The organism is Chloroflexota bacterium, from assembly GCA_016235055.1.
Lineage (GTDB): Bacteria > Chloroflexota > Anaerolineae > JACRMK01 > JACRMK01 > JACRMK01.
Window position 1 is genome coordinate 40636 of record JACRMK010000002.1, and the last position, 12616, is coordinate 53251.

Sequence of the window (12616 nt, forward strand, 5' to 3'; positions counted from 1 at the left end):
CGCGCTTGTGAGTCCCGACAGGTTTCCGGTGCGCGCTTTGAGGGGCAATCACGGTGATTACCCAGATCGACCAGACCTCGCGGGTTTTCAAAACCCGCGAGGTCTTGATGCGCGCCATCCGCTCAGATATGGGTAATCATCAAGGCAATCGTGTTGACACGCCGTTTGGCGCGTGCTACACTCGCCAAAAGCGGCGAGCGCGCCGCAGACCACCCTGGCCTGTTTACCCCGGAAACCACCATGACCATTGATCTGCGAATCGATAACGGCACTCTCGTCACCTCGGCGCACACGTTCGGCGCGTCGATCGGCATTCACAAAGGGCGCATTGTGCTGATCGGCGACCCGGCGCACCTGCCCCCGGCCACGCGGACGATCGATGCCGGCGGCCTGCTCGTGATGGCCGGGCTGATCGACCCGCACGTGCACATGCGCGACCCCGGCCACACGGAGCGCGAAGACTGGTTCCACGGCTCGCGCGCGGCGGTGGCCGGCGGCGTGACGTGCGTGCTGGAGCATCCAAACTCGGTGCCCCCGGTCACAAACCTCCAGCACTTCCAGTACAAGAAGGGCGTCGCGGAGGCGCAGTCGTGTGTCGACTTCGGCCTGTACGGCGGCATCGGCTTCTTCGACGACCGCGAGAGCGGCGAGCGGACGCCGCCCCAGATGGCGGACGTCGAGGCGCTGGTGAAAGCGGGCGTCTGCGCGTTCAAGACGTTCCTCTGGCCATATCCCGATCGCAAGGACGAGTTCGACGGCATCACCACGCTCGGCGCGAACGAGATGACGGTCGTCTTCGGCATGGTTGCGAAGACTGGCAAGGTACTGAACGTCCACGCCGAGGACAAGCCGACCGTGGACGCCGCGATGGCGCGCCTGTTGAGCCTACCGAGCCGCGGCCCGGAACTGCACGAGCCGTCGCGCCCGATCGAGGCCGAGTTGATCGCAGTGCGCCATGCCATCGAGATCGCACTGGCCGCCGGTGTGCGGCTGAACTTTCCGCACTGCAGCGGCGGCACAATCGTGGACGCCGTCGGCGCTGCGCGCGCGCAGGGTCACACGCAGATCACCGCCGAGACCTGCCCGCAGTATCTGTTCCTGACCGCCGAGCGCCTGCGCGTGGTTGGTCCATACGGCAAGATCAACCCACCGATCCGCAGCGCGGAAGAGCAGGCGTCGCTCTGGCGCGGTCTGAAGGCGGGGCTGGTGGAGACGATCGGCAGCGACCACGCGCCGCACTCGAAAGACGCGAAGGAGAAGGCGTGGGGCGACATCTTCGCCGCGCCCGCCGGGCATCCGGGGCTGGAGACGACGCTGCCGCTGATGCTGACCGCCGCGCACGAAGGCAAGCTGACCTACAACGACGTGACGCGACTATGCGCGGAGAATGTGGCGCGACTGTACGGCCTCTACCCGCGCAAGGGCATCTTGCAGGTTGGCGCCGACGCAGACATCATACTGATTGACCCGCAGCGCAAGGGCAAGTTCGACAGCCAGACGATGCAGACCAAGGGGCGCGAGACGGCCAAGCTATTCGAGGGCATGCCGTACACTGGCGCGCCGGTGATGACGCTGGTGCGTGGCCGCACGATGATGGACGACGGCCAGATCACCGGCCAGCCGGGCGACGGGCGGTTTTTGGCGGTGGGGGCGAAGTAGCATGACGCAGCCAAAAGATGCAGGCACGCCGACGAGAGTCTCCATTGACCTGACGATGTCCGAGGCCGAGGCGCGTGCAACGCTATGGCAGGGGCGCGGCCCTCGCGAACCGATGGGGAGGATGCTGGACTCAAAACAACTCGATAGTAACGATCTCGCATGGGCAATCGGACACGCGTACAATCCGCAAGTGCGTGCGGCAGCACGGACGCTCCTTGCGCTCTGGATTGGAAAACCTGCAACTGAGAAGGAGACGGAACGATTCGGGCCCGAAGTGATTATCGGGAGCCATTATCTTGAGGAACAAGAGACCGATAACCTGACTCAGTTTGCATTCTATGCAGGGTTTGGCTATGGCGTTGTCGCAATTGGCGGCTGTGCATTTGGGTTGCCACTGATCGCCTTGTTCATCATCAGCGTGATAAGTGGGCAGCCCAATGCAGTTCTTGCCCTTGAACTGGTTGCGGTACTTGTGGTATTCGGCGGCGTCGCGTTGGAGCTCTACAGGCGCATGCGGAGAAACGCACTCGCCTTTCGCAGCTTCCGCGCCGGACGCAAAGGTGAAGAAGCTGCGCTTGAAATACTGCGAGCCGCCTTGGATAACCGCTGGACAATCTTCCGCAGCCTGCACGTACCCGGCCACCAAAGCGATTGTGATCTGATTCTTGTTGGTCCAAGCGGTGTATGGCTGCTAGAAGTCAAAGCGTATCGCGGCACCCTGCGCGTCGATGGCCGCCGCTGGGAGCGGCAGACCAAGCGCGGATGGAGAACGCTCGAAGAGAATCCGTCCGACCAGGTCGCCCGCAACGCGACACGCTTGAACGACTTCCTCCAACGCCAGGGCATCAAGCGCTGGATCGATACGGCGATCGTGCTGGCCGAGCCACAGCCGATATCCAATCTGGAGGGATCAGAGATTCCGATCTGGCTCCTGCCACAATTGGAGAATAAAGTGGCAAAGCTGACAACGCGCAATCTGCCCAACGATGCGGATCTCGCCAAGATCGTGAAGATCCTGACCGACGTGGCGGCCAAACAGTTGGCGAAGGAAGAAGCCGAAGCCAATAAGTGATGCGCGGTAGCCGAGATGTTTCGCGCATGGCAAGCCGTTCAGGTGTGCCTTGCCTTCGCGCTGACTAGAAACATCGCCACTACTGGCATCGTTGCACGCTCCAACTCGTCATGCCAGCAATGTCCTGTGCCACCCGCCGAAGGCGCGTCGGCGCCGCTGCGCGGCGCGGCACAGGATGCAAGTTAGCCGGCATCCACGTCAACATCTGGCGTGCGTACAGGCCCGTGTTGCGCCCGCCTGGATGCCGGCTTTCGCCGGCATGACGGATTGGAAGCCCGGCATACCAGTTTCTGCCGCATCGCATACCGCCCACGGTATGGTCATTCTCAGCATGACATGAAGCATTTCAAGGAGAACTCATGGCCCCCTACAAGCGAACCATCCTCGGCACCTGCTGTGTGCCATGGAACGCAGACGGCTCGCTGGCGGAGGAAACGTTCCGCGCCAGCATCCACGACCAGATCACACGCGGCATCCCCGACCAATACATCTTCGGCACCGCCGGCGAAGGCTACGCCGTGACGGAAGCGCAGTTCGACACGATCACGCGCATCTTCGCCGAGGAGATGCGCGCCGGTGGCTCCGAGCCGATGGTCGGCGTGATCAGCCTCTCGCTGCGCACGATCATCGAGCGGATCGAGCGCGCCAACGCGCTCGGCGTCCGCCAGTTCCAGATCTCCCTGCCGTCGTGGGGGGCGCTGAACGAGCGCGAGATGCTAACGTTCTTCAAGGAGACGTGCGGGCGCTTCCCCGATTCGCAGTTCCTGCACTACAACCTGCCGCGCACGAAGCGGCTCGTCATGCCGGAGGAGTACGCCAGACTCGTCAGGCTGCACCCGAATCTCGTCGCCATCAAGTACGGCGGCGCCGACCTGACCGTCATCAGCGGCATCCTGCGGCTCGCGCCGGAGCTCCGGCTTTTCCTTGGCGACGGTTCGTACCCGCTCGGCTGCATGCTCGGCGAGCCGGGGCTGCTGGTTTCGATCGCGACGAGCAATCCGCCGCTGGCGCGCCACTACTTTGAGCTTGGCGTCGCAGGAGACATGCCGAAGCTGATGGCGATGCGGCAGGAACTGATGGGCATGCTCGACGAGTTGTACGGGGCGATGGGCACTTCGCTGATCGATGGCGCGTACGACAAAGTCTTCTCGAAAATACGTCTGTCGCAGTTCCCGCTGCGGCTGCTGCCGCCGTACGAACACGCCAGCGAGGAGCAGTTCGCGAAATACTGCGCGGCGCTGCGGGCGCGTTACCGGGCGTGGATTGTGTAGGCCCCGCGCGAGCGAGGGAGCGATGCAAAGGCGGGCGACCAGTCAGCAGTCCTGGCACGCATCATACCGGAACGGCTACGAAGACGTGCAAGCAATCGGGCGCCAGCAATTCTCATTTGGGCTTTGGGCGGGTACTTTCCAATGCCGACTTGCTATGAACTGGCCCCCCTGGTGCTTGTCACGCAAGCTGGCTCGACAAGTAAGCGGCGTTGCCCTCCCCCCGACCCCCTCCCAACTTCGTTGGGAGGGGGCGAGATTCTAAGGGGAGGTGCGCGGCGGCTGCGCCGCCGCGCACCGCCCCGTTAGCTTTTCCCCCGCGCGCGGGGGAGCAGGGGCCAGGGGATGAGGGGGCAACCTGGCGGCTGGCTCCAAAATGAGAATTGCTGATCGGGCACGCTGGCATTTTGACCTCGTATCAGGGCATGGTAAACTCGCCGCGATACCATACCACAATGGAACGAACGGAATGACTGAAGGCAAAGCAACGGCTTGTGCAAATGCAAACATCGCCCTCATCAAGTAATCACAATGTAACACCGCCGCTGGTGCTCACGGCAAGGCTCGTAGTTGAGCGTTCCGGAGACCGTATTGTCGCCGGTGTTTTCGCAACAATACGGGTGCAGAGGGAGATTGCCCGTGTGTTTGTTGGATCTTGAAAGATCGGGCATGTCCCCAACTGTATTGGCAATTACAGAATAGCAAATATGTTGGGCGAGGGCAACCGCAATCGCGGTTGCCCTCTCTTTTTGTTCCTCTGTTCGCCTCCCCGATTTGGTGCCAGGTCCCCGTGCAATTCGGGCCGCCAGTGGTTGCACCGTGCTGGCCGAATAGGTATAATCCGCGGCAAAGAGACGAACCGCAGCATCACTGGCCGCAGGAGGGAGCCATGCCGATCCCGCCGACCGGCACCGTTACGTTCCTCTTCACCGACATCGAGGGCAGCACGCGCCTCGCCCAGCAGTTTCCCGCTGCGTGGCCCGGCGCCCGGGCGCGCCATCATGCCATCCTCAAAAGCGCCATTGAATCGCGCGGCGGCTATGTCTTCCAAGTTATCGGCGACGCCTTTTGCGCCGCGTTCCACACCGCGCCCGACGCGATAGCGACAGCACTTGACGCCCAGCGTGCCCTGTACGCGGAGCCCTGGGGAGATGCGGTCGTCCGCATCCGGGTAGGCGTCCATACCGGCGCTGCCACAGCCCGGCCTGACGGCGACTACGAGGGGTACCTGACGCTCGTGCGCGTGCAGCGCATCATGTCCGGCGCGTACGGCGGGCAGGTGCTGTTATCACAATCTACCGCTGAACTGGTGGGCGATGCACAACGTGATGGAGTCGGACTGCGCGACCTCGGCACACACCGCCTCAAAGATCTCGGCGCGCCGGAGCATCTGCACCAACTCATCATGCCCGGCTTGCCTGCCGACTTCCCGCCGCTCAAGACGGCCGACCATCCCAACAACTTGCCGACGCAACTGACCTCGTTCATCGGGCGCGAGGCCGAAGTCGCGGAGGTGCGCCACTTGCTTGACACCACACGCCTGCTAACCCTGATGGGCGCGGGTGGCGTCGGTAAGACGCGCCTCGCTCTGCAGGTTGCCGCCGAGGAACTTGTCGCGTTCCCCGACGGCGTCTGGTTTGTCGAACTGGCGCCGCTGGCGGATCCCGCCCTCGTACCCAGCACCATCGCCTCAGCGGTCGGTGTGCGCGAGGAACCGAGGCGCCCGATGCTCGCGACGCTGGGCGACCACTTCCGCGCCAAGACCGCCCTCATCGTGCTGGACAACTGCGAACATCTGATCGCGGATGCCGCGCAGGTCTGCGACACGCTGCTGCACGCCGCCCCGCACCTCACGATGATCGCCACCAGTCGCGAAGCACTCGGGATCGCGGGCGAACGCGCCTACCGTGTACCGTCGTTGGGTATTCCTGCCGCGACAATGCCAGTCGATGCACTTTCGCACGTCGCTTCGGTGCAGTTGTTCAGCGAACGTGCGCGCGCCGCGAAAACAGATTTCGCGCTTACGAGCACCAATGCGCCGGCGGTCGCCCAGATCTGCCGCCGTCTCGACGGCATCCCGCTCGCCATCGAACTCGCGGCGGCGCGCATCAAGGCACTGTCGCCCGAACAGATCGCCGCGCGACTGGACGACCGCTTTCGCCTGTTGACTGGCGGTAGCCGCACGGCGATGCCGCGCCAACAGACTCTGCGCGCGGCAGTAGACTGGTCGTACAGCCTGTTGAGCGAACCGGAGCGCACCCTCATGCGACGGCTGGCGGTATTTGCGGGTGGCTGGACGCTGGAGGCGGCGGAGGCGGTGTGTGCTGATGATGGGCTTCAGTCAGACGACGTACTCGACCTACTAATGCACCTGGCGGACAAGTCGTTGGTGGTAGTCGAGACGACGGAAGATGCGGTTCGCTACCGCATGCTAGAGACGGTGCGCCAGTACGCGCGCGAAAAACTGTTCGATTCCGGCGAAGGCGCGCAACTGCGCAAGCAACATCTGAACTATTTCCGGTCGCTGGCGCAATCGGCCGAGCCGCATTTGAACGGTGCCGAGCAAGGCGCATGGCTTTGCCGCCTCGACATGGACGTCGACAACTTGCGAAGCGCTATTGACTGGGGACGCGAGGGAGGAGAGGCACTGACTGCACTACAGTTGGTGACTACCCTGGGCAGATTCTGGTTGGCACGCGGATACAGCGATGGAATTGAGCGGTTGCGGAGAGGCATCGCCTCGGCTGAAACTGCCGGGCCGTTGCCACCCGACCTGCTGGCGCGAGGCAGAGCTCTCCGCTGGTTAGGCCTCCTGCTCTGGGGCTTGCAGGGGCGCTACTCAGACGCGCGACCGGTTCTCGCTGAGGCGGTGGCCATTGCGACGAAATTGGACGATCACGCTCTTATCCTTTCGGCACGCGCGCAGTTGGGCAGGGTTTTGGCGATTCTTGGCGAACACGATGAAGCACACGCACAGTTAGAGGAGAACCTCCGCTTGGCGCACGTGCTGACCAGTGCATATGATATTGGATGGACACTAGATTTCCTTGGGGAGTTGCATCTGCTGCAGGGCAATTTGCATCTTGCGGAGCAGGCAATGACCGAAAGCGTCAGTTATGCGGAAGAATCGGGAGATCTTCTGCTCTGCTCCGGGCTGGACGGCTACCTTGGCCGCTTTGCGCTCGAGCACGGGGAACTCAAGCAAGCCGAGGAGCGCTTCCGACGCTGCCTGCAGCAAATCGTGCTGATCGGCATGCGCTGGCGTGTCCCGATCAGCGCTGTACACTTTGCCGCACTCGCTTTGGCTCATCGACAATACGAACGGTCGGCGCGGCTGCTGGGCGCATGTATGCAGCTTTCCGAGACAATGGAAGCCGAACTGAATCCGATGAGCCGCATATTGAAGGAACGTGTTTTTGCCGAGCTACGCGCCCAGATGGAACCGAAAAGATTCGACCTAGCCTGGTCTGGTGGCCGCGCCATGTCCTACGACGAAGTGGTCGCCTACGCGCTGGAGGGCAGCGATGCTTGATCGTCCGACCGGCACCGTCACATTTCTCTTCACGGACATCGAGGGCAGCACGCGCCTCGCGCAGCAACACCCCGCTGCATGGCCGGCGGCCCAGGCGCGCCACCACGCCATCCTCCAGAACGCTATCGAGTCGCACGGCGGGTACGTCTTTCAAGTCATCGGCGACGCGTTCTGCGCGGCGTTCCATACCGCGCTCGATGCGCTGGCGGCGGCGCTCGATGCCCAGCACGCTCTGAACGCTGAACTGTGGGGCGATGCAATCGTGCGCGTGCGCATGGGCTTACATACCGGGGCAGCAACCGCCCGAGCCGATGGCGACTATGAGGGCTACCTGACACTGGTGCGGGTGCAGCGCATCATGTCGGGCGCGTATGGTGGCCAGGTGCTCATGTCGCAAGACGTGGCCGATCTGGTTGGGCGAGACCTGCCAGCGGGCGTTAGCTTGCTCGACCTCGGCACGCACCGGCTCAAAGACCTCACTGCCCCAGAGCATCTATTCCAGGTTGTCGCGCAGGGTCTTCCAACGAACTTCCCGCCGCTCAAGACCGCCGATCATCCGAACAATCTACCGACGCAACTGACGTCGTTCATCGGGCGCGATGCGGAAGTCGCGGAGGTGCGCCGACTGCTGGGCGGCACGCGCCTGCTGACTCTCATGGGCGCCGGTGGCGTGGGCAAGACGCGGCTGGCCTTGCAGGTCGCCGCCGAAGAACTCGCCGCCTTCCCGGACGGCGTGTGGTTTGCCGAACTGGCGCCGCTGGCTGATCCAACCCTAATTGCCAGCACTATCGCCTCCGCGGTCGGTGTGCGCGAGGAGCCGAATCGCCCGATTCTGGGACAGCTGGGCGACTATTTCCGTGGAAAGACCGCTCTCGTCGTGCTGGACAACTGCGAACACCTGATTGCCGACGCCGCACAGGTTTGCGACACGCTCCTGCACGCCGCGCCACACCTCAAGATCATCGCCACCAGCCGCGAGGCACTGGGCATTGCAGGCGAGACGGCGTACCGTGTGCCATCCCTTGGCATCCCAACAGATTCGATGACGCTCGATGCGCTCTCGCACGTTGCATCAGTGCAGCTCTTCACCGAGCGCGCCCGCGCCGCGCGCGGCGACTTCTCGTTGTCCACCGCCAACGCCACCGCCGTCGCACAGATTTGCCGCCGTCTCGACGGCATCCCGCTCGCCATCGAACTGGCCGCCGCGCGCATCAGGACCTTGTCACCGGAGCAGATCGTCACACGCCTGGACGATCGTTTCCGCTTGCTCACCGGTGGCAGTCGTACCGCCTTGCCACGTCAGCAAACGCTGCGCGCGGCCATCGATTGGTCGTACAGTCTGCTGACCGAGTCAGAACGTATCCTCCTGCGCCGCCTGTCCGTGTTCGCCGGCGGCTGGACACTCGAAGCGGCAGAACCCGTGTGCAGCGGAGATGGTCTCGCAATTGAAGATATTCTTGATCTGCTGACACATTTGGTTGAGAAATCGCTGATTGCGGCCGAAACCGCTGGCGACATGAACCGCTATCAGTTACTGGAGACTGTACGCCAGTATGCGCGCGAGAAGTTGATGGACTCGGGGGAGGTCGCTCGGCTTCGGAATCAGCATCTCCTGTATTTCTTCTCGATGGCCCAGGAAGCGGAAAAGTATTTGCGAAGTGCGACTCAGGCGCGATGGCTTCAGCGTCTGGATTTAGATGTCGACAATGTGCGGACGGCGCTAGACTGGGGAACCGAAAGCGACCTGATCGAGAAGACGCTGAGGCTTGCTGCTGCCCTCCACCGCTACTGGTTTACACGAGGCAAATCGGAGATCCTTGAGCGATTGTCGGTTCTCATCGCATCGGCTGATGAGCGAAACCGGCTTCAGCGCACAGCACCCGAGCGCGTAGCGGCTCTACTTTGCTTAGGCAACCTGCTCTGGAATCTACAGGGGCGCTTTGCAGATGCACGTCCACGCTTCGAGGAGCTCGTTCATATCGCAATGGAGACCGGCGATGCGCGCCTTGAATGCGAGGCGCGCCGGAATCTTGGATTGGTCATATCCAATCTCGGATACTACGACGACGCGCGCGAACAGTTGGAAAAGGCGCTTCAAATTGCCCGCGCACTCAATAGTCCCGACTTGATGGCATGGTCGGGCACATTCCTCGGCCACCAGTATCGAGTGCAGAACGACATGGATCGTGCCGAGCGAATTTACGCTGAAAGCCTCGTCCAAAGTGAAACGACCGGGGATTTAGTAAATCAGGGCCAGCTTCATTCACGGCTTGGCTTCCTCGAACTGCATCGCGGCGCCATAGCGCAAGCCGATATGCGTTTCCGCAAGCACATGAAGATCGTAGTGGAACTTGGATTGACGTGGTCGGTTGCCGCAGGATTTGCCAACTTCTCTGCGCTCGCTACTGCCGAGCAACAATACAAGCGCGCCGCACGATTGGCCGGCGCTTGTGCCAAGTTGTCCGAATTGACACACGTTAGCCTACAAAGACTCGATCGGCTGGAACATGAGCAGGTCCTGGCTAGGCTTCACTCCGCGATGGCACCGTCAGAATATGATGCCGAGTGGACCGTCGGGCAAGCTATGTCCTATGATGAAGCGCTCGCCTATGCGTTGGAGGTGCCGCATGACTGATCATCCTGCGCCGCCTTCTTTCGGCGACGTGCTCCGCTCCCAGCGCCGACGGCTCGACCGGACCCAGGCCGAACTGGCCAAACGGGTCGGTTGCGCGCGTGTCACCATTCACAAGCTCGAAAGTGGCGACATGCGCCCCTCGAAGCAGTTGGCCGAACTGCTCGCACAGGCGCTGCAAATCCCCGCCACCGAACGCGAGGCGTTTGTGACCGGAGCGCGCGGCGCACAATGGGTCGAACCGCCTCGCGTTCCCGTTCCAGCCGCCGCGCCAACCCACACCAATCTGCGCACCCAACTGACCTCTTTTATCGGGCGCGAAGCCGAGATCGCCGAGGTGCGCCGCTTGCTCGGCGGCACGCGCCTGCTGACCCTGATGGGCGCCGGTGGCGTCGGCAAGACGCGCCTGGCCCTACAAGTTGCAACAGAAGAACTCGGCGCGTTTTCTGACGGCGTCTGGTTCGCCGAGTTGGCGCCGCTGGCCGACCCGGCACTGATCCCCAACACCATCGCCTCGGCGGTCGGTGTGCGCGAGGAGCCGAACCGCCCGATGCTGGATACGCTCGGTGACCACTTCCACGCGAAAACCGCGTTGATCATGCTCGACAACTGCGAGCACCTGATTGCGGACGCCGCACAGGTCTGCGACTCGCTACTGCGCGCCGCGCCAGATGTCAAGATCATCGCCACCAGCCGCGAGGCGCTCGGCATCGGCGGCGAACTGGCCTATCGCGTACCCTCACTGTCGCTGCCGCCGGCAACTCCAGACCGAAGGGGCTTGAAAACTCTTCGGATTTTGCCGCGCAGTACGAATCCGTGCGCCTGTTCGTAGAGCGCGCGACCTTCGCCCAGCCGCGCTTTGCGCTGACCACCGCCAACGCCACCGCCATCACACAGATCTGCCGCCGCCTCGACGGTGTCCCGCTGGCCATCGAACTGGCCGCCGCGCGCGTCAAGGCCCTGTCCCCAGAGCAGATCGTCGCGCGGCTAGATGATCGTTTCCGCTTGCTCACCGGCGGCAGCCGCACCACTTTGCCACGACAGCAGACACTGCGTGCTGCCATAGACTGGTCGTACAGCCTGCTGACCGAGCCAGAGAAGACGCTGTTGCGGCGTCTGTCCGTATTCGCCGGCGGCTGGACGCTCGACGCCGCCGAGGCCGTGTGCGCCAATAATTCCTTCGACCAAGCTGACATCCTCGACCTGCTGGAGCATCTGGTCGACAAGTCACTTGTCACGACCGACCTGGCTGAAGACGCTGCGCGCTACCGTATGCTCGAAACCGTGCGCCAGTATACGCGCGAAAGACTGCTGGACTCCGGCGAGGCCGGGGTCACTCACGGGGCGCACAAAGCGTGTTTCCTTGAATTTGCCAGAACGGCGGAGCCGCGGCTAGAAACGTCCGAGCAAGTTGTATGGATACAGCGCTGCGAGGAAGAACTCGACAACATGCGCGCAGCCATTGACTGGGCGATGGATCGCAGGGATGCCGAATCTGCCCTGCAAATACTGAATGCAACCAGTCAATTCAGCTTTCCCCGTAACCACTCGGCGGAGTGGAGACTGCGCACCCAGCAAGCCCTTGCGCTTGGTTCGGCAGATCTATCGCTTGCCAGTCATGCCAGGGCACTGGGCCGGCTTACGGTCATCGAGTATCTGGTTGGAGACCTGAATGTTGCAGAGACATTGGGACGCCGAGGATTGGAGATTGCGGAACAAAGCAATGACACATGGGTGCAACTCTGAAACTGTGAGCACATTTGTTCGGCGTCAGCGACGACAACGTCGATTCCCTTGTAGGCGGCGTGTTTGCGCAACCGGGTTGGTCAGTATGCTGGGTGGCACGGAAGCAGTGCAAGCAAATTGGTCTGTAAACTAGAACGCGTGTGCTCACAATGACAGAGTTGCACCCATGACACATGGTCGAAGGCGCTGGTTCTGCAACATCTAGGGCGAGTTATGTTCGGCCAGAAGCGATACGCGGAAGCACAGGCACTTGCCGAACAGAGTATCGAGCTTGCAAAGACATTGCCGCGCCCATATTGGATTGGCGGTGGCAAGATGCTGCTTGCTGCAATTGCCACTGAACAACAGCATTTTGACCTCGGAGAACAACTACGGCACGAAGCGCTGGAAATATTCAGACAAATCGGGGATTCAGCATACAGCACTCAAGCGTTGCGTCAATTGAGTGGCGATGCTGCGCGTCGAGGGGATTATGCGACTGCTTCTGCACTGATCCAAGAGAGTCTCAGTAGATCCAGAATTGGCTGAAATCGGAAGAAAGTAAAGCGGCTTGCTCAAACCCTGTATGATTGTTAGTACCACCCAACAATCCAAGGAGAGCAAGCCATGGCGAATGATACCCCGAAACTCAGTGCAGATAAAGTGCTGGACGAAGCCCGGCGGCTGTTGGAAGCGCACGTGCCGCTGGCGGCGGATGGCTATGAGTG

Annotated in this window: 8 protein-coding genes; all 8 read left to right on the forward strand. The window is 62.2% G+C overall.

Going from position 1 to position 12616, the window contains the following annotated elements:
• The first annotated feature begins 240 nt into the window (after positions 1-240).
• The 8 genes from HZB53_00470 (at position 241) to HZB53_00505 (ending at position 12437) form a co-directional block, all read left to right on the forward strand.
• Positions 241-1659, forward strand: a complete 1419-nt coding sequence (locus tag HZB53_00470) for an amidohydrolase family protein (protein ID MBI5876095.1) — start codon at positions 241-243, stop codon at positions 1657-1659.
• A gap of 1 nt (position 1660) precedes the next feature.
• Complete coding sequence (locus HZB53_00475) at positions 1661-2731, forward strand: NERD domain-containing protein (GenBank protein MBI5876096.1); 1071 nt, start codon at positions 1661-1663, stop codon at positions 2729-2731.
• Positions 2732-3090: 359 nt separating this feature from the next.
• Entirely contained in the window at positions 3091-4002 is a 912-nt protein-coding gene (locus HZB53_00480) for a dihydrodipicolinate synthase family protein (protein ID MBI5876097.1), read from the forward strand.
• 886 nt (positions 4003-4888) lie between these two features.
• The gene (locus tag HZB53_00485) at positions 4889-7531 is read left to right on the forward strand and encodes a tetratricopeptide repeat protein (GenBank protein MBI5876098.1); all 2643 of its coding nucleotides are present in this window, start codon (positions 4889-4891) and stop codon (positions 7529-7531) included.
• Positions 7524-10166: a tetratricopeptide repeat protein gene (locus HZB53_00490; protein ID MBI5876099.1), complete on the forward strand. Its 2643-nt coding sequence runs from the start codon at positions 7524-7526 to the stop codon at positions 10164-10166. The genes HZB53_00485 and HZB53_00490 overlap by 8 nt, the downstream gene beginning before the upstream one ends.
• Positions 10159-10995, forward strand: coding sequence for an XRE family transcriptional regulator (locus HZB53_00495; GenBank protein ID MBI5876100.1), 837 nt, complete (start codon positions 10159-10161; stop codon positions 10993-10995). Before HZB53_00490 ends, HZB53_00495 begins: the two co-directional genes overlap by 8 nt.
• Positions 10980-11909, forward strand: a complete 930-nt coding sequence (locus HZB53_00500) for a hypothetical protein (GenBank protein ID MBI5876101.1) — start codon at positions 10980-10982, stop codon at positions 11907-11909. Before HZB53_00495 ends, HZB53_00500 begins: the two co-directional genes overlap by 16 nt.
• A 213-nt stretch (positions 11910-12122) precedes the next feature.
• Entirely contained in the window at positions 12123-12437 is a 315-nt protein-coding gene (locus tag HZB53_00505) for a hypothetical protein (GenBank protein ID MBI5876102.1), read from the forward strand.
• Positions 12438-12616 lie beyond the last annotated feature (179 nt).